This is a genomic window from Streptomyces sp. NBC_01689 (genome assembly GCF_036250675.1).
Taxonomy (GTDB): Bacteria; Actinomycetota; Actinomycetes; order Streptomycetales; family Streptomycetaceae; genus Streptomyces.
The window spans coordinates 9,211,517-9,233,590 of sequence record NZ_CP109592.1 but is presented as its reverse complement, the minus strand read 5'-3'; the positions used below and the strand labels follow the sequence as shown (position 1 = coordinate 9,233,590).

The 22,074-nt window shown below is 72.8% G+C and carries 13 protein-coding genes; 6 read left to right on the top strand and 7 right to left on the bottom strand.

Annotated elements, in window-relative coordinates; translation table 11 throughout:
• The first annotated feature begins 731 nt into the window (after window positions 1-731).
• Both OG776_RS39485 and OG776_RS39480 read left to right on the top strand, forming a co-directional pair.
• Window positions 732-4,817: a discoidin domain-containing protein gene (locus OG776_RS39485; RefSeq protein WP_329323475.1), complete on the top strand. Its 4,086-nt coding sequence runs from the start codon at window positions 732-734 to the stop codon at window positions 4,815-4,817.
• 221 nt (window positions 4,818-5,038) lie between these two features.
• Window positions 5,039-6,190 carry a PP2C family protein-serine/threonine phosphatase gene (locus OG776_RS39480; RefSeq protein WP_148011184.1) on the top strand — a complete coding sequence of 384 codons (1,152 nt, stop codon included), beginning with the start codon at window positions 5,039-5,041 and terminating at the stop codon, window positions 6,188-6,190.
• A 75-nt stretch (window positions 6,191-6,265) separates the two neighbouring features.
• Here OG776_RS39480 and OG776_RS39475 read toward each other — a convergent pair whose 3' ends face one another.
• The 5 genes from OG776_RS39475 to OG776_RS39455 form a co-directional block, all read right to left on the bottom strand.
• Window positions 6,266-6,652: an STAS domain-containing protein gene (locus OG776_RS39475; protein ID WP_148011183.1), complete on the bottom strand. Its 387-nt coding sequence runs from the start codon at window positions 6,650-6,652 to the stop codon at window positions 6,266-6,268.
• 181 nt (window positions 6,653-6,833) lie between these two features.
• Window positions 6,834-8,654 (bottom strand): ABC transporter ATP-binding protein, encoded by a 1,821-nt coding sequence (locus tag OG776_RS39470; RefSeq protein ID WP_329323474.1) that lies wholly within the window; start codon window positions 8,652-8,654, stop codon window positions 6,834-6,836.
• Window positions 8,655-9,096: 442 nt separating this feature from the next.
• Window positions 9,097-10,251, bottom strand: coding sequence for an FUSC family protein (locus OG776_RS39465; protein WP_148011181.1), 1,155 nt, complete (start codon window positions 10,249-10,251; stop codon window positions 9,097-9,099).
• 121 nt (window positions 10,252-10,372) lie between these two features.
• Window positions 10,373-11,266 carry an N-acetylmuramic acid 6-phosphate etherase gene (gene murQ / locus OG776_RS39460; protein ID WP_148011180.1) on the bottom strand — a complete coding sequence of 298 codons (894 nt, stop codon included), beginning with the start codon at window positions 11,264-11,266 and terminating at the stop codon, window positions 10,373-10,375.
• 293 nt (window positions 11,267-11,559) lie between these two features.
• Window positions 11,560-12,594, bottom strand: coding sequence for a MurR/RpiR family transcriptional regulator (locus tag OG776_RS39455; RefSeq protein WP_329323473.1), 1,035 nt, complete (start codon window positions 12,592-12,594; stop codon window positions 11,560-11,562).
• A gap of 200 nt (window positions 12,595-12,794) precedes the next feature.
• Between OG776_RS39455 and OG776_RS39450 the strand changes: the two genes are divergently transcribed.
• The 4 genes from OG776_RS39450 (at window position 12,795) to OG776_RS39435 (ending at window position 19,835) form a co-directional block, all read left to right on the top strand.
• On the top strand, window positions 12,795-13,772 hold the full coding sequence (locus OG776_RS39450; protein WP_329323471.1) for an N-acetylglucosamine kinase: 978 nt from the start codon (window positions 12,795-12,797) through the stop codon (window positions 13,770-13,772).
• 112 nt (window positions 13,773-13,884) lie between these two features.
• On the top strand, window positions 13,885-15,462 hold the full coding sequence (locus OG776_RS39445; RefSeq protein WP_329323470.1) for a sodium:solute symporter: 1,578 nt from the start codon (window positions 13,885-13,887) through the stop codon (window positions 15,460-15,462).
• A 114-nt stretch (window positions 15,463-15,576) separates the two neighbouring features.
• Window positions 15,577-16,752 carry an anhydro-N-acetylmuramic acid kinase gene (locus OG776_RS39440; protein ID WP_329323469.1) on the top strand — a complete coding sequence of 392 codons (1,176 nt, stop codon included), beginning with the start codon at window positions 15,577-15,579 and terminating at the stop codon, window positions 16,750-16,752.
• Between the two features lie 170 nt (window positions 16,753-16,922).
• Window positions 16,923-19,835, top strand: coding sequence for an FAD-binding and (Fe-S)-binding domain-containing protein (locus tag OG776_RS39435; protein ID WP_329323468.1), 2,913 nt, complete (start codon window positions 16,923-16,925; stop codon window positions 19,833-19,835).
• Between the two features lie 297 nt (window positions 19,836-20,132).
• On the opposite strand, the gene OG776_RS39430 is transcribed toward OG776_RS39435, so the two are convergent.
• Complete coding sequence (locus OG776_RS39430) at window positions 20,133-21,182, bottom strand: serine hydrolase domain-containing protein (RefSeq protein WP_148012926.1); 1,050 nt, start codon at window positions 21,180-21,182, stop codon at window positions 20,133-20,135.
• A complete protein-coding gene (locus tag OG776_RS39425) occupies window positions 21,179-22,045 on the bottom strand; it encodes an IclR family transcriptional regulator (protein WP_329323467.1) in 867 nt (288 codons plus the stop codon). Before OG776_RS39425 ends, OG776_RS39430 begins: the two co-directional genes overlap by 4 nt.
• Window positions 22,046-22,074 lie beyond the last annotated feature (29 nt).

Here is a 22,074-nt window from a genome sequence, read left to right as displayed (position 1 = left end):
AACCGGGGCGAGTCCGGGCCGGGGAAGGGGACGCACGGACGGCACCGCGCGCCGGCACCACCGGAGGACACCGCCCACGGTCGCCGGACCCACGAGCGTACGGGCCGGTAGCCCTCCTCCCGTCGCCACCCATCGGACCTCCCGCGCGGACCGGCATCGCGGCGTGGCACACGATCGCGACTGCAACTCCCGCCCCGCGCGCAGAGCGCCGTCAAGCACCCGGAGGAGAGCGGACCGGGTCCACGACCGCACCGCCGGAGGGTCCACGCGGGAGGCCGTTCGCGGCGGGACGGCCGGTTCATCGGGCGGCCGCGGCCGAGCACCGTGACGTCACCTCGATCACGCAACGTGAAGGAATTCCTCCCGACACCCGTAGGAAACACGCGATTTCACGGCCGGCACGCTCACGTCCGGTACGGACCGTCACGGAGGCCGGTCGTCGCGCACACGGCTCATACCGGTCGGGCCCGCGTCCGGGCGCCCTGTCGGACACCGGCCCGGGGCGGCCGCGGGCATGCGGAACGGAGTACGGAGGCGGGTGAGTTCGCTTGCGCCATCATCCGCCGGATCCGCCCCACGGACCACATGAGCCGTCACCCGCCGATCCGGAGTTCGGGGGTTGACATGAGGCGCTTCGCGACACAGCCTTTGGCAACGTTGTCATTCCTGCTCGGCACGGGACTCGCGGAGCAGGTTCGGCTCGCGCCGCAATTTGATGGGACGTCACACACATGACAGATCAGTCGGGCTCGTCGCGCCACCCGTCGCGCCGGACCATCGTCACCACGGGTACCACGCTGCTGGCCGGTTTCGGCCTCGGCACCGCGCTCCCCGTGTCGACCGCTGCCGCCGCCCCCACCGGCGCACCAGCCACCTCCTCACCCCATGGCGAGCTGGCTCTCCACCGCCCCGTCGCGGTCTCCTCGACGGCCTACGCCGCGACCCCCGGCTCGTTCGTGGTCGACCGTCTCTCCTCCCCCGGTGTCCGCGGCAGCGGCTGGCGGGCCGAGGACGGCGACCCGCAGTGGATATCCATCGACCTCCAGGCCGCCTGTGACGTCGACCAGGTCATCCTGACCTTCGAGGCGGACGCCTCCGACCCGGTGTACACGCCGCCGACCTCCGGCAACGTCCACAGCGGCACCACCGGCAAGGAGATCCAGTCGAGCTACTCGCTGATCTTCGTCGTCGAGACGTCCCTGGACAACAAGTCGTGGACCACCGTGCACCGCACCACGGCGGGCACCGGCGGTGCGGTGAACATCCAGCTCGCCCGTCCGGTGACGGCGCGCTGGGTCCGGATGACCTCCCAGAAGCGCTCCAGCCCGCTGCCCCTCGGCCTCAACGGCTTCGAGGTGTACGGCCGTTCCAAGGGCCACCGCCCGGACGCCACCGGCTGGACCGACTGGGAGACCCAGCACGGCCCCGCCCCGAAGCTGTCGGTCGCCGAGGACGGGACCGTGCCCGTGGAGTCGGGCTGGCGGCTCACCATGGACGACTGGGCCGGCGCGGACGGCGCGGGCCTGTCGAAGGCGTCCTTCGACACCAGCACGTGGCTGCCCGCGACCGTTCCCGGTACCGTGCTCGGTTCGCTCGTGGAACAGGGCAAGCTCCCCGATCCGGTGGCGGGTCTGAACAACCTGCACGTCCCGGAGGCGCTCTCGCGCCACTCCTGGTGGTACAAGCGGGACTTCGGACTGCCGCGGGGCCTGCGCACCGGTGCCGGGCGCCATGTGTGGCTGGAGTTCGACGGCGTCAACCACAAGGCCGACGTGTGGCTCAACGGGAAGCAGATCGGTGATCTGACCTACCCGTTCGCCCGCGCCGCCTTCGACGTCACCAAGCAGCTCACGACGAGCGGCGACAACGCCCTCGCCGTACGCATCACCCCGATGCCGGTCCCCGGCAGCCCCGGCGACAAGGGTCCGCAGGGCGAGTCCTGGGTGGACGCGGGCGCGCAGCAGATGAACCTCAACTCGCCGACCTACCTCGCGTCCTCGGGCTGGGACTGGATGCCGGCCGTCCGGGACCGCGCGGCGGGCATCTGGAACCACGTCCGGCTGCGATCGACCGGTCATGTGGTCCTCGGTGACCCGCGCGTGGACACCGCGCTGCCCTCGCTGCCGGACCTGTCGGTCGCCGAGCTGACCGTGGTCGTCCCCGTCCGCAACGCCGACTCGGCCGACCGTCAGGTGACGGTCACCGCCGCCTTCGACGGCGTACGGGTGTCGAAGAGCCTCACCGTGAAGGCCGGCGAGAGCGTCGACGTCGTCTTCACCTCCGACGCCTACGCCCAGCTGAAGGTCCGGAACCCGAAGCTGTGGTGGCCCAACGGTCTCGGCGAGGCGCACCTGCACGACCTCACCCTGACCGCGTCCGCCGACGGCCAGGAGAGCGACCGGCGCACCACCCGCTTCGGCATCCGGCAGTTCGGCTACGAGTACGAGATCCCGCTGGTGTTCACCGCGTCCGGCGACGCCTACACGCAGACGGTCACCTTCGACCGGCAGCAGGCGCGCCACGTGCGCATCAGATGTCTGACCCGGGCGACCTCCTGGGGCAGTTCGCTGTGGACCCTGTCCGTGGGTGACAGCACGCGGCCGGGCACCGACCTCGCGCTGCACGCCCCTGCCGAGGCCTCCAGCAGCGACCAGGACGGCAACGGCGCGGGCAACGCCACCGACGGGAACGCGGGCACCCGATGGTCCTCGGCCTACGAGGACGACCAGTGGATCCGGGTGGATCTCGGCTCCGTCCAGTCGTTCGACCGGGTGGACCTCACCTGGGAGCAGGCGTACGCCAAGAGCTTCGTGGTGCAGGTCTCCGCGAACGGCTCGGACTGGACCGACGTGAAGTCGGTGGACAACGGGGCGGTGCCGTTGCCGTTCAACAACGGCAACGCGAGCCTCCAGGTCGAGGACTTCGACCAGCGGACCGCGCGCTATGTGCGTCTGAACTGTGGTCTTCGGAACACCAGTTGGGGCAACTCCCTGTGGTCCTTCGGTGTCGTCGACCGTTCCGACCCCGGCACCGACCTCGCCCTGCACCAGAAGGCCACCGCCTCCACCGAGGAGAGCGACAACCCCGCGTCGAACGCCACCGACGGGAACCCGGGCTCCCGCTGGTCCTCGGCCTACGAGGACAACCAGTGGATCCAGGTGGACCTCGGCTCCTCGCGGGCGTTCGACCGGGTGGCCGTGGTCTGGGAGACCGCGTACCCGAAGACGTACGTGATCCAGGTGTCCGACGACGGTCAGAAGTGGACCGACGTCAAGACGGTCTCGAACACGCCCGACCCGCTGAAGATCAGCGTCAACGGTGTGCGCGTACTGGCCCGCGGAGGCAACTGGGGCTGGGACGAACTGCTGCGGCGGATGCCGTCGGAGCGGATGGACGCGGCGGTCCGCATGCACCGCGACATGAACTTCACCATGATCCGCAACTGGGTCGGCTCCAGTGACCGGGAGGAGTTCTTCGCCGCCTGCGACCGGCACGGCATCCTGGTGTGGAACGACTTCCCCAACGCGTGGGGCATGGACCCGCCGGACCACGAGGCGTTCAACTCGCTGGCCCGCGACACGGTGCTGCGATACCGCATCCACCCGAGTGTGGTCGTGTGGTGCGGTGCCAACGAAGGCAATCCGCCGGCCGCCATCGACCAGGGCATGCGTGAGGCGGTGGAGCGTCAGGTGCCCGGCCTGCTCTACCAGAACAACTCGGCGGGGGGCATCATCACCGGTGGCGGCCCCTACGGCTGGGTGGAGCCGGAGAAGTACTTCGACCCGATGACGTACGGCAGCCGGGATTTCGGCTTCCACACCGAGATCGGGATGCCGGTCGTCTCCACCGCGGCGAGCACCCGCAGCATGACGGGCGACGAGCCGGAGTGGCCGATCCGCGGGGCGTGGTACTACCACGACTGGAGCGAGCGCGGGAACCAGGCTCCGCAGAACTACCGGGCGGCCATCGAGGCGCGCCTCGGCGAGGCGGGAGGTCTGGACGACTTCGCGCGCAAGGCGCAGTTCGTCAACTACGAGAACACCCGCGCCATGTTCGAGGCGTGGAACGCCAACCTCTGGGACAATGCGTCCGGTCTGATGCTGTGGATGTCCCACCCGGCCTGGCACAGCACCGTCTGGCAGACCTACGACTACGACTTCGACGTCAACGGCGTCTACTACGGCGCCCGTTCGGCCTGTGAGCCGCTGCATGTGCAGGCCGATCCGCTGAAGTGGCAGGTGATCGCGGTGAACCACACCTCGGCGGACCTGCGCGGCGCCACGGTCACCGCCCGGACGTTCGACCTGTCGGGTCGGCAGCTGGGCAAGTCCGTGACGGCCAGGGTGGACGTCGGACGGGCGAACACCGCGAAGGCGTTCACCGCCGGGTGGACGGACGGGCTTCCGGACCTGCACCTGCTGCGGCTGACCCTGGAGGACGCCAAGGGCCGGGAGCTGTCGCGGAACACCTACTGGCGCTACCGCGAGGCGGCCGCGCTGCGGGGTCTGAACAAGGCGAAGCAGGTGAGGCTGACGGGCGACGTCACCCGGATCTCGCGGTCCGGTGACCGTCACGAGCTGACGGCTGCCGTCCGCAACCAGGGGTCGTCGGTGGCCGCCATGGTGCGGCTGTCCCTGCTGGAGGACGCGCACGGCCGTCGGGTGCTGCCGACGCTGTACAGCGACAACTACCTGTGGCTGCTGCCCGGCGAGTCCCGGACGGTCACGCTCTCCTGGCCGGCGGAGGCCTGCTCGTCCCGGCACCCGGTGCTGACGGCCGAGGCCTACAACAGCCCGGTCGCCACGCTGCGCGGCTGAGCCGTCACCCGTGCGCCCCGGCCGAGCGGCCGGGGCGCACGGGTGTCGTGGGTCGCGGCCCCCGCGTCGTACCGGGGCCGCGCGTGCCTCCGCCGCGGCTCCCCGGGTTCGGTCCGGCCCGGCGACGATCACCGGGCGACGGACGCCCTCACGTCCTCGGGGAATGACGCACGAAGGGTCACGCGTTCCCGTAGGCAGAACGTTGAGCACGGGAGCACGCTGTGAGCGCTACCAGCATCGGTACCTCGGTGGCCGGGACCTTGCGGACCTGGCGCCGGGCCACGCCGGAACGGGTGTGGCCGGTCGGCGCGCTCCTGCTGATCGTCGCCATTCCGGTGGCCGACTTCTTCCTCCCTCCGAACATCCACCTGGCCCACCTGCTGGTCGTGGCGGTGGCCGTCACGGCCGTCCACACCGGCCCGCGCGTCACGTCGTCGCTCGGGCTGCTGGCGGTCCTGGCGCTGGTCGTGGCGGGAGCCGAGCGCCACACCCTGACCACCGAGAGTGTCGTCATCGAACTCGTCGCCCTGGTCGTGGTGGTCGCCTTCCTCGTCTTCTTCACGCGTCTGCGGGACCGTCGGGAAGGAGAGCTCGCGCGGGTACGCCGGGTGTCCGACGCGGCCCAGCGCGTCGTCCTGCGGCCGCTGCCGGAGCGCGCCGGGCCGGTGTCGCTCGCCTCGGAGTACCGCAGCGCCGACGCGGACACCTGCATCGGCGGTGACCTCTACGCGGTGGCCCGGGTACCCGGCTCCACCCGTCTGCTGATAGGGGACGTCCGGGGCAAGGGGCTCGCCTCCATCAGTGACACGGCGACCGTGCTGGGCGCCTTCCGCGCCGCGGCGCACCGCCGGCTGTCCCTTCCGGAGCTGGTCGCCTACATCGAGGACACCGTCCGCTGGAGTCTCGCGGAGTTCGCCGAACCGGACGACGACGTCGCCGAACGGTTCGTGACGGCCGCGGTGCTCGACATCCCGGACGACGAGCCGGTCGTGCGCATGATCAGCTGCGGGCACCCGCCGCCCCTGCTGCTGCCGGGCGCGGCCGCCGGGGTGACACCGCTCGTGGTGCCCGACCCGTCGCCACCGCTGGGCCTCGGTCCGCTGTCCGCGGACACCACCTACGCCCCGGCCACCTTCCCGTTCGACCGCGGCGACCGGCTCCTGCTGTACACCGACGGGGTCACCGAGGCCCGCGACCGCCAAGGGGCCTTCTACCCCCTCGCCGAGCGCGCCGCCCTCCGCCAGGACCGACCGCCGGAAGCGCTCGTCGCCGCCCTCATCACCGACGTGCGGGAGCACACGGGTGGCCGGCTGGACGACGACATGGCCATGATCGTCGTCCAGCGGGACCGGGATCCTTCCTTCGTCGCCTGAGCGGTCCTTCCGCCGTCGCCCGAGCGCCGGGGCTCCTTCCTCAGAGCCCGAGCGCCGGGGCGCCCGCCCCTCCGTTCACGGGGCGGGTGCCCCGGTCCTCGGTGCCTGTTCGGCGGCGTCCTGAGGCGAGTCGTAGAAGTCGAAGATCTGCTGCAGGCCGCCGATCTCGAAGACCTTGCGCATCCGGGCACTGGGGCAGGCGATGCGCAGAGAGCCCTGGTGGGCCTTGATCTGCTTGCTGATGGCGACCATGGCTCCGAGTGCCGTGGAGTCCAGGAACGGGACGAAGCACAGGTCCAGTACGAAATGCCGGTGTCCATGGTCGAGAAGCCCGATCGCCGCCTCGCGCACCTGCGGCGCGGTGTGGGCGTCGAACTCGCCGTCGACCTCGAAGACGGTCCAGCCGTTCAGGCGGTGATGGCTGATGGACAGCGCTTGATTCCGGATGATGTTGGTTCGCATCGCCGGCTCTCTCTCCGGAGATCGGGACAGCTCACGCGACCCGCGACGCGTGGCACGACCACGACTGTCCCCGGGGCGACGGATGTCGTCCTGCTCTCACCATACGAGCACCTCCGAACCCCTGCCACACCCCGCTCTCCCCTGGTGGGCAGGGAGGAGCGAGACCCCCGCCGGACGGCACTCAGACGGGCCGGCCCGCGCTCCCGGCCGGGCTGTCGTCGAGGAATCCCCCGGACTGGTGCCGCCACAGCTTCGCGTACGGGCCGTCGGTCCCCAGCAGTTCCCGGTGGGTGCCCTGTTCGACGATCCGGCCCCGGTCGATGACGACGAGTCTGTCCATCTTGGCGACCGTACTGAGCCGGTGCGCCACCACGAGCGCCGTCCTGCCGTCCATCAGCCGCCACAGTGCCTCCTGCACGAGGCGTTCGCTCTCCGAGTCCAGGGCGCTGGTCGCCTCGTCGAGCAGCAGGATCGGCGCGTCCCGCAGGATCGCGCGGGCGAGCGCGACCCGCTGGCGCTGTCCGCCGGAGAGTTTGACACCGCGCTCGCCGACGATGGTGTCGAAGCCGTCCGGCAGGGCGTCGGTGAACTCGGTGACGTGTGCCGCCTCGGCGGCGCGCCGGATCTCGGCGTCGGTGGCGCCGGGCCGGGCGAAGGCGATGTTGTCCCGCAGGGTGCGGTGGAACATGGCCGGATCCTGCGGCACGTAGGCGATGGTTCCGCGCAGGTCGGCCTGCCGGAGTCTGCTGATGTCCTGGCCGCCGATGAGGATGCGGCCGGCGTCGACGTCCGTCATCCGCAGCAGCAGACGGGTGAGCGTGGTCTTGCCGCCGCCGGACCGGCCCACGAGCCCGATCTTCGATCCGTGGGCGACCGCCAGGTCCAGTCCCTCGAAGAGGGGGCGCGCGCCCGCGTGGGAGAAACGGACCTGCTCGAAGCGGACGTCGGCGGCACGGGTGCGGAGGGGTTCCGGCACGGGCGGGTCGAGCACGGTCGGGGAGGTGAGCAGCAGCTCGGTGAACTGGGCGGCCTCCGTCATCGAGCTCTCCAGGCGCCGGTAGATCTGGTTGAACTCGAACATGATCCGGGTGGCGTTCGTGTAGTAGGTGAAGGCCACCACGACCGTCTCCACGCCGAGTTTCCCGCCGCCCAGCGCCACGGCCAGCACCAGGCCGAGGACGTTGGTCAGCACGGACATCGGCGCGACGAAGGTGTCGATGCGCAGGTTTCCGTAGTCCCACGACTTGAGGGTGAGGCGCCGTGACTCCGCGACCCGGGACCGGTGCTCGGCGGCCTCCCGCTCCTCGGCCGCGAACGCCCTGACCGTGTCCATGTTCATCAGGCTGTCGGAGACATGTCCGGAGACCCGGGCGATCGCCTCCTCGCGCTGACGGACGAGCGCCTGACGGCGACGGATCAGGGGGACGACGCACACCGCGGTGAGGGCGATCATCGTGAGGAGTCCGACGACGAGCAGGGGTGCGTAGCGCCACAGCACCACCGCGCCGAAGGCGAGCGGGACGAAGCGGCCCACGATCGAGAAGGTCAGTGTGTCGACGAACTCCTCGAAGCGGGAGGCGAAGCTGAGGGCCCGCTTGGTCAGCGATCCGGCGAAGTTGTCGTGGAAGAACGCGGCGTCCTTCGCGAACAGTTCGTCCAGGCCGATCACGTACAGGTGCTCGACACCGCGCGCGGCGAGCCGGTTGAGGCAGTGCAGCCCGAGGCGCCAGAACGCTTCGGAGAGCAGCAGGACACCGGCGAAGGCGAGGACGTACGGCAGCGTGGCGGCGACGGTCGTCGCCGGGTGGTCGGCGATCCGGCCGACGAGTTTGGCGACGACGAGCGGAGCGACGTAGTTGATCCCGATGTTGCCCACCGCGGGGAGCAGCAGCGCGGGCGCCGCCAGCCCGCGCCGCCGGGTCAGTTCCCGGGTGTAGTAGCGCAGGGCGAGGACCACCGGGCCCTTGCCCGGTAAGGAGTTACGTGGTGTGCGCGATCCCATTCCACCCCCGTGGTGTCGTGCGTCGTCCCCTCTCACCGCGGCTGCGGCGGTGAGCCGGGGCTGTCGCGTCGTCGGACGGTCGTGCGGAGCGTCGGCGCGCGGGAGGCCGTCGCCCGAGGGCACTCGGCGCACCCGTGGCGGACGTCGGACCGCGCATGATGACGGTGGGCGATCGCGTTCACACGCTCCGCCACGGACCGCAGTGTCTCCCGCGGACGGCCGCCCGGTCCAAGCATTTCTCGGCCGATTCGACGACCGGTCCCCACCCGGCAGGGGCCCTCGCCCCGCCCGTATCCGGTGCGGCGTCCGGTACGGGCGGCGTTGGCCACCGGGCCGATGAGCCCGGTTCCCCTCGCTCCCCCGGATGCGCCGCGACACGCACGGGACCGCGCCGGCGTCGTCGGCGGACGGGGGTGGTGCGAGGGGCGCGGCCGGTCGGTGTTCAGTGCGCGCCGACGTGGTCCAGGTCGGCCAGCAGCCGTTCCACATCGGTCATGAGGGAGCCGTAGACGTACCAGGCGCCCGGCTTGACGAGCGTGCCGTGCCCGATCAGGTCGGTCATGTCGTCGTGCCAGGCCTGGGCCTCGTCGATCGCGTCGCGGAGCTCGCCGCGGGGAGCGGGGTCCGAAGGGACCGGGACCTTGCGCGGTTCGGCGAATCCCTGGACGGCGTCTCCCGCGAGCCGCAGGGTCTCCGCGTACCGGTCGAGGAACTGCTGCCCGAGATGGTGTTCGGCGTGCTCGTTGTGGGCGTTGTCCGCCAGGGTCCGCGCGATGCCCCGGACCTGGAGCGACACCCCGCGCAGGGCGCCGAACGCCTCGCCGTACGTGAGGTCCTCGCAGCGGGCGTGCGCGGCGCACCGGGTGTTCCAGCGCAGGCTCTCGTCGGCCCGCTGCACCTCCTCCTGCGCGGTGTTGAAGCGCTCTTCCAGGTGGCGTGCCTGGTGCAGCCAGGTGTGGGCCTTGACGGTGAGGTGCCGCTGGGCCAGGCCGGACCCCATGTCGCGCAGCAGGGTTCCCATCTCGTGGGCCAGACCGCGCACGGCGGCGTCCGACTCGTCGAGGTACAGCGGAGGCAGCAGGAAGGCGTTCACGGCCACGCCGACGGCCGCGCCGACCAGGGTCTGGAGGACGGGAAAGACCAGGCTTCCCACCGGGTCGGCCGCGCTCGCGGCCAGCGCGATGAGCGCGGTGGAGGCGATCTGCACCCGGTCGTCCGTGGAACGGCGGGGACCGGCCAGGACCGCGACGACCACGATGGCCACGACGCCGCCCGCGGTGGGTCCCAGCAGCCGGGCCGCCACCAGGGCGAGAACGAGTCCGGCCACCCGGGCGGCCATGTTCTGCGCGGCCTGTGTCACGGACCGGTACACCGTGGAGGCGTTCACCGCGAGCAGCGCGGTCGTGACGGCCAGGTAGGGGTGCCCCCCGGGGGACCACGGGGCTACCGCACCCCAGGTGAGCATGGTCGCGGCCAGGGTCTTGACGCCGTACACCGCCTGACTGCTCCGCTTGCCGCGCAACCGTTCGGTGAGGTGACGTACCGACCCCGCCGCCTTGGCCAGGGAGTACCCCGGCAAGACGATGGAATCTTGCATGGAGTCGAGGGTGACAGCTTTTGTCGTCGTTTACAGCATGATGTCCGCCACGGTGGCCCCGCGGTCACCGGAGCCGGTACGGGTCCCGGGGGCGCCGTCGGTGGGCCGCCCGCGGGTCCGGTCAGGCCGCGGCAGCGGCCCGCACGTCGTCCCGCGCGGCCTCGAGACGGGCGATCGCCTCCTGGCGGGTGCAGCCGGCGAGGAGCATGACGATCGCGGTCTTGGCGTGCCCGTCGGCCTCCTGGAGGGCGGCCGACGCGGCGTCGAGGTCGGATCCGGTGGCCTGCGCGACGATGCGCCGCGCCCGGTCGACGAGCTTCTCGTTCGTGGCGCGCAGGTCGACCATGAGGTTCCCGTACACCTTGCCCAACTGCACCATCGTGGCGGTCGACAGCATGTTGCAGACCAGCTTCTCGGCGGTGCCGCCCTTGAGGCGGGTGGAACCGGTGAGGATCTCGGGGCCCGTGGGGACCTCGATGGCGACGTCCGCGTGACGGCTGATGACCGCGTCGCTGTTGCAGGCGACGGAGACGGTCGACGCGCCGACCGCGCGGGCGTGCTCCAGGCCGCCGACGACGTAGGGGGTGCGGCCGCTCGCGGCGAGCCCGACCACCGTGTCCCTCGCCGTCAGGCCGATGCCTTCGAGGTCGGTGACGGCGAGCTGCGGGCTGTCCTCCGCCCCCTCGACCGCGAGGACGAACGCGCCGGGGCCGCCGGAGAGCAGACCGACGACCCGGTCGGGATCGGTGCCGAAGGTCGGCGGGCACTCGACGGCGTCGAGCAGGCCGATCCGTCCGCTAGTGCCCGCGCCGAGATAGACGAGCCTGCCGCCCGCGCGCAGCGACGCGGTGATCTTCTCCACCGCCTCGGCGATCCGGGGCAGCGCCGTGCGCACCGCCAGGGCGACGGTCTGGTCCTCGTCGTTCATGGTGGCGAGCAGTTCGGTGACCGGCATGCGGTCCAGTTCGGCGGTCCGCGGATTGCGGGATTCGGTGCCGAGGGTGCTGAGGTCCACGTGCGGTCGTTCCTTTCGGGCGGGCGCCGCCGCTCCTTCCGGGGCGGGCGCTGTCGTGCGGTTCGTTCGGTTCATGCGGTTCGTTCGGTTCGTGCTGTGCGTTCGGTGGTGAAGGGGGAGAGGGCGCGGCGCGGGACGGTGCGGGCGCGTCGGCCGGTGGTTCCGACAGCGGTGGCCCCGGCGGCGGTGGGCGGGTCACCCGGTGGCCGGGGAACGCGGGCCGGGGGGGCGGCGGGACGCTCGTCCGCGGGCCGGGGGCCAGGCATGCGGGGAGGGACCGGGCCGGTCCCGCGTCACCCCGGGGGCGCCGCCACGGGTGGCTGCGGGGCCGCGGGCAGAGCCGTCGGTTCCGTCGCGGGGGCGGCGGCCGGTCCCGCGAGGGCTCCGTCGCCGGTGGGGCGGCGGGCCGCGGGGGTGCTCCGGTGGCGCTGCACCGCGCCGTAGGTCCGGTGCAGGGCGGCCGTGGTGGCGTCGTAGGAGCGCTGTGCGACGCCGACGAACAGACAGTCGATGAGCGCGAGTTGGGCGATGCGACTGACGGTCGCGCCGGAGCGGAACGGCATCTCGCGTGCGCAGGTGGTGAGCACGAGATCGGCGCTCTCGGCCAGCGGCGAGCGGGAGAAGTTGGTCAGGGCGATCGTCGTCGCGCCGTTCTCGGCGGCGGCCTGCAGGGGTTCGATCGTGTCCGTCGTCTCGCCGGAGTGGGAGATCGCGATGGCCACGTCGGCGGGGCCGAGCAGGGCCGCGGCGGTCAGCGCGGCGTGCGCGTCGGTCCAGATGAAGGCCATCCGGCCGATGCGGTGCAGCTTCTGGTGCAGGTCCTGGCCGACGAATCCGCTGGCGCCCACACCGAAGATGTCTATCCGGCGGGCGTCGGCGAGGGCGTCGACGGCCTGTCCGAGCTGGACCACGTCGAAGCCGTCGCGGGACTCCTCCAGGGCGCGGACCTCGTTGTAGATGATCTTGCTGATGATCTGTTCCAGCGAGTCGGTGGCGCCGATGTCGGTGCCCAGCACCGGACGTTCGGCACCGAGGGCGTTCTCGTGCGCCGCGGCGGCGGCGAGGCCGACCCGCAGGTGGGGGTAGTTGGTCAGGCCGATCGCGCGGCAGAACCTCATCACGGTGGCCACCGAGGTGCTGGCCCTCGCGGCCAGGGCGCTGATGGACAGTCCGGCCGCCTCGGACGGCGCCGCCAGCACGGTGTCGGCCACACGTCGCTCCGACGGTGCCAGGGACGGCAGCGCGCCCCGGATCCTCGTCAGTACGTCGACCGAGCCGCCGCCTTGCGGCGACTCCGCAGCTTCACGGTGCGCGACCTCGCGAGCCATGGGTCCTCCTGGGTGGTGTGGACGCCAGCGTAGCCACGCCCACCAGGGATGGCAAAAAGTTACGTGACGAATTTTCCTGGCGGTATTTATTGACATGCGGAGGACGGGCTTCCAAACTCGCAGCACCGCGGTCCGATCACCGGACGCTCTCGGCGCGGCCGAGCCGCGGATCGACTCTTTCGACGGAGAAGGCGTTGCACATGACGGCCGTACTGGCGGTGGACCTGGGGAAGACCGGCTGCCGCGCCGTGCTCTGGACCGGCCCGGACAGCCCGGGCCACCCCGTTCGCGAGGTTCCCGGAGCCCCCGGTCTGGCGGAGGCGGACGGCGTGACCGCCGCGGTCGCCGCCGTCACCGCCGCCGCGTCGCTCGGCGACGGACTCGCCTCCGCACTGCCCGCCGGACGGCTCGACACGGTCTGTGTGGGTGCCGCGGGCGCCGCCGCGGACCCGTCCGCGGCCCGCTCCCTGGCCGAACTGCTGCTGGACGCGCTGCCCACCGACGAGGTCGCGGTCACGAGCGACGCGGTCACCGCGCACGCCGGAGCGCTCGGCGGGGGCGCGGGCGTCGTGCTGGCCGCGGGAACCGGCGCCGTCACCGTGGGGATCGGCGAGGACGGCACCTTCGCCCGCGTCGACGGCTGGGGTCCCTGGCTCGGCGACGAGGGCAGCGGTGCCTGGATCGGCCGCGCCGGCCTGCGGGCCGCGCTGCGCTCGCACGACGGCCGTGGTCCCGCGACCTCCCTCACACGGGCCGCGGCCGACCGCTTCGGCGACCTGGACCGGTTGCCCGCGACCGTGGGACATTCCGCCAACCAGGCTCGGCTGACCGCGTCCTTCGCCCCGCTGGTGGCCGGTGCGGCCGCCGACGGCGACGCGGTCGCGACCGGGATCATGCGGGACGCCGCCGCCGCGCTGGCCGAGGCGGTCGTCGCCGCGGCGCGCGGGATCGGCGGCACGGACCCGCTGCCCGTCGCTCTCACCGGCGGTCTGATCGGGATCGGCGCCCCGCTGCTCGACCCGTTCGCCGACCTGCTCCGCTCCTCGGGGCTGCCGCTGCGGGTGACGCCCGCGCTCGGCGATCCCCTGCACGGGGCGCGCCTGCTGGCGCTCGACTCCGCCGGACCGCACGAACCCCTCGTCATCCGCGTCCACCGGACCGCGGTCCCCCCGCCGTGACCAGGTGTCCAGGACCGTCGCGCGCCCACCGCGCCGCCGGGAACCGGCACCGCCCCTCCCCCACCGTCCCCTTTCCCCCGGTGACTTCACCGATCCGTTCTAAGGAGTGCTCGTGCGCCAACTCGACCTGGCGGTGATCGCCGTCTACCTGGTCGCCATCGCCGTGATCGGACTGCGCCTGTCCGGGCGGCAGAAGACGGCGAAGGAGTACTTCGTCGGCGAGAGCCACATGCCCTGGTGGACGGTGTCCTTCTCGATCGTGGCCACCGAGACCAGCGTGCTGACCGTCATCAGCGTGCCCGGCGGGACGTACAGCGGACAGGGCTTCGGCAACGTCGAACTGGCGCTGGGTTACGTGGTCGGACGGGTCGTCGTCGCGACGGTGCTCATCCCGCTGTACAAGCGCGGCGGCTTCGTCAGCGCGTACCAGTACCTCGGGGAACGCTTCGGCCTGAAACTCCAGGGCCTGGCGTCGGTGGCGTTCGTCTTCACCCGGCTGCTCGCCGAGGGCGTCCGGCTGTTCGCGTCGGCCATCCCGATCAAGCTGCTGCTCGACGAACTCGGGGTGCACACCGGATACAAGGCCATCATCATCGTGCTGACCCTGATCACCGTCGTGTACACCTACCTCGGTGGCATCAAGGCGGTCATCTGGACGGACGCCATCCAGATGGGCCTGTACCTCGGCGGCGTGATCCTGGCCATCGCCGTGCTCACCGGGCACGTCGGAGCCACCGGGTTCTCGGATGCCCTGCACGGCGGCGAGTTCCGCCTCTTCGACACCGACTTCGGCCTCGGCCACATCCTCACCAGCTCCTTCGCCCTGCCGACCGCCATCATCGGCGGCGCCATCTTCGCGATGGCCAGCCACGGTTCGGACCAGTTGATCGTCCAGCGCGTCCTGACCACCCGCACCCTGCGCGAGGGCCAGAAGGCGATGATCGCCTCCGGTGTCTTCGTCACCGTGCAGTTCGCCGCGTTCTCCCTGGCCGGGGCGCTGCTCTGGTCGTACAACAAGGGCCGCAGCTTCAAGGAGATGGGGCTGAGCAGCTCCGACAACCTGTACCCGAACTTCATCCTGCACGGTCTGCCGGTGGGCATCTCGGGTCTTCTGGTGGCCGGCATCCTGGGCGCCGCGATGGGCTCGCTGTCCTCCGCGCTGAACTCCATGTCCAACTCCACCGTCTCCGACATCATCCACAGCTTCCGGAAGAAGGCCCCCTCCGAGCAGGCGCTGCTGAAGCTGGCCCGGGTGATGACACTGGTATGGGCGGCGCTGATGGCGGTGTTCGCCTGTGCGTTCAGCACCAGCTCGGGCAACGTCTACCTGACCGGCCTGACCATCGCGGGCTACACCTACGGCGCACTGCTCGGGGCGTTCCTGCTCGGCCGGCTGATCAGGCGGGCCACCGAGGTCGACGCCGTGGTGGCCTTCGTGGTGACGATCGGTGTGATGACCTACATCGTCCGCGGCGTGAAGATCGACGTGACCACCGCGGGGACGACCGTGCCCACGGCGATCGCCGCGCAGTGGCTGGTCCCGATCGGTGTGCTGGTCACGCTGGTCGTGGGTGGCGTGATGAGCCTGTTCCACCAGGGTCCGGCCGCCGCCCCGGCCACCGCCGACGTCACGCCGGTGGAGTCCGACGGACACGGCACGGAGGTCACGGCGACCGCCGGCCAGTCCTGACCGAACCCCGGGCCGGGGGCGCCGCGATCCGGCGGCCCCGGCCCGGCCCCATGCGTACCGGCCGGCCGCCCCGACGCGCCCGGCCGGTCCGACCAGCAGACACGGAGCTTCCCCATGCGTGTGATCGGCCTGATGTCCGGCACCTCGTACGACGCCATCGAAGCCGCCGCGGCCGATCTCACCCTCGACGGCGAGACGTTGCGGATGCGGCCGCTCGGCCGGATCGGCGTCCCCTACCCCGACGACCTGCGTGCCGCGATCGGCGCCGCTCTGCCGCCGGCCGCCACCGGCACCGAGGCCGTCTGCGCCCTGGACACCGGCATCGGCCGGGCCTTCGCCGACGCCGCCGTCCGGGCCCTGGACGAACTGTGCGACGGAGACGCCGCACTCGTCGTCTCGCACGGGCAGACGATGCACCACTGGGTACGGGACGGCGCCGTGCTCGGCACCCTCCAACTCGGCCAGCCCGCCTGGATCGCCGAGGCGACCGGCCTTCCCGTCGTGTCGGACCTGCGAGCCCGCGACATCGCCGCGGGCGGCCAGGGGGCACCCCTCGTCGGCATGACCGACACCCTGCTCCTGCGCGGGCTGCCGGGCATCCCGGCCGCGCTGAACCTGGGCGGCATCGCCAACATCACCGTCGCGGCTCCGGACGCCGATCCGGTCGCCTTCGACACGGGCCCCGCCAACGCCCTCCTGGACGCGGCCGTACGTCACTTCACCGCCGGCGCCCGCGAGTACGACGAGTCGGGGCGGGGCGCCGCCGCGGGCCGGGAGGCGCCGGAGCTGCTGGGACTGCTGCTCGACGAGCCGTACTACCGGCTGCCCGCGCCGAAGAGCACCGGCAAGGAGCTGTTCCATCTGCCCTACCTGCTGCGGGCGTTGGAGGCCGCGCCGGTCACCGAACCGAACGACGTCCTGGCCACCCTCACCCGGCTCACCGCGGTGACCGTGGCGGACGCGGTCCGGGCCCACGGCGTCACGCGGTTGGTGGTCTCCGGCGGCGGGGCTCACAATCCCGTCCTGACCGGCATGATCGCCGAGGAACTGCCCGGCGTGCGGCTGCTGCCCAGCGACGACCTGGGCGTCCCCTCCGACGCGAAGGAGGCGCTGGCCTTCGCCGTCCTGGGCTTCCTGACCGTGCACGGCCTGCCGGGCACCCTGCCGTCCGGCACCGGGGCCCGCCACGCGTCCCTGCTGGGCAGCATCACTCCCGGGCGGCAGCCGCTGCGGCTGCCGGAACCGGCGACGACGGCTCCCCGTCGGCTGCTGGTCGAGCCCCGGCCGTAGCCCCCGACCGTGAGGCCCCCGGTCGCCGACGCTCCCGCGGGCCGGCCCGATCCGCCTCCCGACCCGCCTCCCCGCCCGACTCACCGAGCGACCGACCGACCCGGCTTCCCCCTCCTCCCCCACGGTCCGGTGACCGGCCGGTCCCGGACCCGCACACCCCCGGAGCATCCATGAGCCGCCCCCACTCCGTCCCGACCTCCGTGACCGCCGGTGAACACCCCTCGGACCTGGCGGCGTTGCTGCGGGCCTGCGTCGACGATCCCCGGCGGGTGACGACCGACCTCCCCCGCCGGGTCGCGGCGGCCCACGACGCCTCGCCGTATCTCTTCGCTCCCCGGGCCGTGGTCCGCGCGGCGTCCGCGTCCGAGGTCGGGGCGCTGATGGCGGGTGCCCGGGCGGCCGGTCTGCCGCTGACCCTGCGCTCCGGCGGGACGAGTCTCGCGGGCCAGGCCGGCGGCGACGGCGTCCTGGTGGACGTACGCACCCACTGGCGCGAGGCCGAGGTGCTCGACGACGGCCATCGTGTCCGGCTGCAGCCAGGGTTGACGGTCCGTCAGGCCAACGCGCGGCTGGCCCGGTACGGCAGGCGGCTCGGTCCCGACCCGGCCAGCGAGTCGGCCTGCACGATCGGCGGGCTGGTGGCCAACAACTCCAGCGGCATGAACTGCGGCACTCAGGACAACGCGTACCACACCATGGAGTCCCTCCAGTTCGTGCTTCCCTCGGGCACGGTGATCGACTCCGGGGCGGCGGACGCGGACGAGCGGCTGCGGGCCATGGAGCCCGAACTCCACGCGGGCCTGGTCCGGTTGCGCGACCGGGTACGGTCCTCGGCGCCGGCCCGCGCCGCCGTCGAGCGGCTCTTCGCGATGAAGAACACCATGGGCTACGGTCTCAACTCCTTCCTGGACCACACCACTCCGGCCGATCTGCTGGCCCATCTCATGATCGGCAGCGAGGGCACCCTGGGCTTCGTCGGTGAGGCCGTCTTCCGTACGGTCCCGGTCCTCCCGCACGCCGCCACCGGCCTGCTGATCCTGCCGGGGCTCGCCGAGGCCACCGACGCCCTGCCCGCGCTGCTCGCGGCGGGCGCCCGCACGGCCGAGCTCCTCGACGCCTCCTCGCTGCGGGTGGCCCAGCTCGACCCCGGCTCCGGCACCGCGCTGCGCGGCCTGCGGGTCGAGCACCACGCCGCGCTGCTGGTCGAGTTCGCCGAGGACACCGCGGAGCGGCTGGAGGAGGTGGCCGCCGCGGCCCGGCCGGTGCTGGAACGCCTGCCCGCCGTGACCGGCACCGCGCTGACCCGCGACCCGCGGGAACGGGCCCGGCTGTGGCATCTGCGCAAGGGGCTCTACACGGCGGTCGCCGGCGCCCGCCGGCCCGGAACCACCGCCCTGCTGGAGGACATCGCGGTCCCCATGGACCGGCTCACCCGTACCTGCGAGGGGCTCATCGGCCTGTTCGACCGGCACGGGTACGAGGACGCGGTGATCTTCGGTCACGCCCGGGACGGCAACGTGCACTTCATGCTGACCCAGGACTTCGACTCACCGGCGGAGACCGACCGGTACGCGCGGTTCACCGACGACATGGTCGACCTGGTGCTGGCCGCCGAGGGCACGCTGAAGGCGGAGCACGGCACCGGCCGCGCCATGGCCCCGTTCGTCCGCCGCCAGTACGGCGACGAACTCTACGACGTCATGCGGGAACTGAAGCGGCTGTGCGACCCGGCAGGCGTCCTCAACCCCGGAGTGCTGCTGGACGAGGACCCGTCCGCGCACCTGCGGCACCTCAAGAGCGTGCCCCCGGTCGACCCGGCGGTGGACGCCTGTGTCGAGTGCGGCTACTGCGAACCGGTCTGTCCGACCGCGGACGTGACCACCACACCCCGTCAACGCATCGCCCTCCAGCGGGAGATCGCGCTGGCCGCGGCGGCGGGCGACGACGACCGGCGCCGGGAGCTGGAGGACGACTTCGCCTACGCCGCCGTGGACAGCTGCGCCGCCGACAGCCTCTGCGTGACCGCCTGCCCGGTGACCATCGACACCGGAGCGGTGATGAAGCGGCTGCGCGGCGAACGCCACGGCCCGCTCGCGCAGCACGCCGGACGCGTCACGGCGGAGCACTGGGCGACGGCCGTCAAGGGGGTGCGGATCGGCCTGGGCGCCGCGCACGCGCTGCCCGCACCGCTGACCGGGGCGGCCACCCGCGTGATCCGCCGACTGGGGGCGACCGAGCTCGTACCTGCCTGGAGTCAGGACGTGCCCCGCGGCGGCGGTCCCCGTCCGGCGGCCCGGCAGGTCCAGGCGGCGCAGGCGGTCTTCTTCGCGGCGTGCATCGGCAGCGTCTTCGCCCCCGAGGACACCGGCGGTTCCGGCCGGGGCGGTTCCGGAGAGCGGCCGAGCGGGGCCGCGGGGGCGTTCCTGCGGCTGTGCGACCGCGCGGGCGTGGCCGTCGACGTCCCCGAGCTGGCGGGTCTGTGCTGTGGCACGCCCTGGCAGTCCAAGGGGTACACCGAGGGCCACCGGGCGATGGCCGCCCGGACCCTCGACGTGCTGTGGACGGCCAGTGACCACGGGCGGCTGCCGGTCGTCTGCGACGCCTCCTCCTGCACCCACGGCCTGGACCAGCTCGCCGCGGCGCTCCCCGAGGCCGACCGGGACCGGTACTCCGGGCTGCGCTTCGTGGACAGCGTCACCTTCGCCGCCCGGACCCTGCTGCCGCTGCTGCCCGATGCACCGCGTCTCGACTCCCTCGCGCTGCATCCCACGTGTTCGACCGTGCATCTGGACATCACCGATGACCTGCGCACCGTCGCCGAGGCGGTGGCCGGCGAGGTGACGGTCCCCGACTCCTGGGGCTGTTGCGCCTTCGCCGGTGACCGCGGGCTGCTGCATCCCGAGGTGACCGCCGGCGCGACCGCGGCCCAGGCCGCCGAGGTCAACGCACGCGAGCACGACGCGTACGCCTCGTGCAACCGCACCTGCGAGATGGGCATGACCCGCGCCACCGGCCGCCCGTACCGCCACGTCCTGGAACTCCTGGCCGACGCCCTCGACCGGTCCGGGACGAGCAGCGGCTGAGCTCGCCATGTCGCCCGGCCCGCGGCACCCGTCCCGCCCACGGACTCGTGCGCGGGGCGGGCGTTGCCGGGGCTCGCCCACCCCGCGCGCGAGCCGCGGCCACCGGACCCCACGGCGGACCCCGGCCCGCCGCGTGCGCCGTCACCGGCAGGTGGCCGTCACGCCCCGACTCCGCCGCGCCGCCTTGCGCGTCCGGCCGGGGACGACGGGGCGGGCCCCGCCGACGCGGCGGAGGAGCCCAGGCCACCGCACCCCCGGGGCATCGGCCCCACCGGGCCCCGCACCGGCAGTCCGCCGTCACGCCCCTGCTTCGGCCGCCCGGCCGAGGGCGGTCGCCGCCGTGTGGAAGTCGCGGCGCACGGTCACGATGGCGTCGCCGGTCCTGGACGGGTGCACCCGGTTCGTCAGCAAGACCGCGTAGCGCGCGGTCGCCGGGTCGATCCACAGACTCGTCCCGGTGAAACCGGTGTGGCCGAAGGAGTCGGGGCCGAAGGACGGTCCGACGGGTGATCCCGCCGCGTCCTGCCCCTGCCAGGCCAGCCCGCGTCGCAGCGCGTGGGCGTCCGTGTGGGCGGCCGTCATCAGGGCGAAGGTCTCCGGACGCAGGAGTTCGGGCGCCCCGGCCGCCAGGGAACGGCCGAGCCGTTCCATGTCGGCGAGCGGGGCGAACAGGCCCGCGTGACCGCCGACTCCGCCCAGGACGACCGCGTTCTCGTCGTGGACCTGGCCCACCACCACATGGCCGCGCCACGGGCAGTCCTCGGTGGCCACGGCCCGCGCCCGGAGCGCGGCATCCGGGGTGAATCCGGTCTCCTTCATGCCGAGCGGGGCGCACACCAGCCGGTCCACCAGTTCGTCGAGCGGTGCGCCGGACGCGCTCTCGGCGATCAGCCCGAGCAGGATGAAGCCCTGCGAGGAGTACTCGACCCGGGTACCGGGCGCCGTGCGCGGTGGCAGCAGCCGCAGCGCCTCCAACAGGGCGTCGCGGGTGGGGTGTCGACGGTAGAGCTGTACCTGGCCCGGAAGTCCGGAGGTGTGGGTGAGCAGCCGCGCGACCGTCAACTCCGCTTTGTCGCCGCCCCGGTAGTCGGGCAGATGGGTGCCGACGGTGTCTTCGAGACCCAGCGCGCCGCGCTCCACGAGGGCCATGACCGCGAGCCCGACGATCGGTTTCGTCACCGACGCCAGGTCCCACGTCTCCTCGCCTGTGAGTGCCGCGCCGTCCCAGGCGCGGGTTCCGGTCCAGCCCCGGTCCCGTACTCCCGTGGCGGTCCCCACGGACCAGGCCGCGCCGGAGTAGACCCGCCGGGCCCGCCCGGCCACGAGGACGTCCTCCAGCGCGCTCACGCGGGTTCCCCCTCCCCGGCAGCGGCCTCCTCGGCTTCCTCGGTGTCGCCGTCGACCAGGCGGAACGCGGGCGCGGTGCCGCCCAGGCCCGCCGACACCGTACGGGCGGCGGCGCGCACCATCGGACCGAACAGCCGCACGCTCTGCTCGTCCAGTGTGAAGGTGAGCCCGGAGATGCCGATGGCGCCCACGACCAGCCCCTCGGCGTCGGTCACGGGCGCCGCGACCGACCGTACGTCCAGGTCCTCGTACTCGTCGTCCACGGCGTAGCCGGCCCCGGCCGCCTCCCGCAGGAGGGCGCGGAGCGCCGCCGGGTCGGTGGGGGTGTGCGGTGTGCGCGCGGCGAGGGGGGCCGCTGCCGCCAGCAGGGTGTCCACCTCGTGGGCGGGCATCGCGGCGAGCATCGCGAGGCCCGTGCCGCTGCTGTGGAGCGGCACCCGGCCACCGGGCCGGGCGTACATCCGGTACTCCCTGGCCGGTTCGGAGAGGGCCAGCACGACCGCGTCCTCGGCGTGCCGCACGGCGTACTGCGCGAGCAGACCGGTCCGCCGGCGCAGATCGGCCAGCACGGGACGGGCGAGTGCCAGGTCCCGGCTGTCGTGCAGAGCCGCGGCGGCGAGGCCCAGCAGTCGGGGGCCCGCGCGATAGCTGCCGCCATCGGCGGGCTGCGCGAAGCCGTACTCGGCGAGGGTCCGCAGATGGCGGTGGACCGTCGGTTTGGCGAGTCCCGTGCGCCGCGCGATCTCCCCGAGCCGGTGCGGGCCGCCCGTCTCGACGAGTGCTTCGAGCACCTCCATCGCCTTGTCGACGGGGCCCTTCACGGGCTCTGGCTCGCTGGCACGGGTGTTGACCGCTTTCGACATGTCGCTTAGCTTAACGCAACCGCATTCCA